This window comes from Microbulbifer okhotskensis, assembly GCF_023895975.1.
GTDB classification, from domain to species: Bacteria; Pseudomonadota; Gammaproteobacteria; order Pseudomonadales; family Cellvibrionaceae; genus Microbulbifer; species Microbulbifer okhotskensis.
Window position 1 is genome coordinate 1 of sequence record NZ_JALBWM010000385.1, and the last position, 457, is coordinate 457.

Consider the following 457-nt stretch of genomic DNA (forward strand, 5'->3'; position numbering starts at 1 on the left):
AGCGGTACAGTGACTATGGGGCTATAGCTGCATGAAACTGTCCGAAGTGTTGATTTTAGATAAATCAGAATAAGCTCCCCATTTTATATCTAAATCAACGAGGTTTGTTTGTTGGCATACAGCCTCAAACAATTCTTGCGGCATCCGGGTCCCAAATCCAAGTTTAGTGAAAGCATCAGGGTGCTCATTCAAGAATTCTATCCATTCATTAAGAATTCTCTTTTTGTCTTTTGGTTTATAGCTTTGATTTAGTTGAGTACAATTTATCGTGAGTTCTTTTTCACCATTATATTCAGCTACCTCGACAACACTTTTAGAATGCTCATCATCAGGAAAGAAATAGTAGAAACCATACTGAATTTGTTTCTCTGTTAAACGCATATACTTTCTTACCTTAGGGGCTAACGCCCAGCGTTGGCTGTCGCTCTGCCGCTGATTGTTATGCTAGCGGACCTCG

General features: G+C 39.8%; 1 protein-coding gene. It reads right to left on the reverse strand.

Annotated elements, in window-relative coordinates:
• Window positions 1–21 precede the first annotated feature (21 nt).
• A complete protein-coding gene (locus MO867_RS22610) occupies window positions 22–381 on the reverse strand; it encodes a hypothetical protein (protein ID WP_252473372.1) in 360 nt (119 codons plus the stop codon).
• Window positions 382–457 lie beyond the last annotated feature (76 nt).

Coding starts and splice junctions, on each gene's coding strand:
- MO867_RS22610 (WP_252473372.1), bottom strand. CDS start 381: ATGCGTTTAACAGAGAAACAAATTCAGTATGGTTTCTACTATTTCTTT.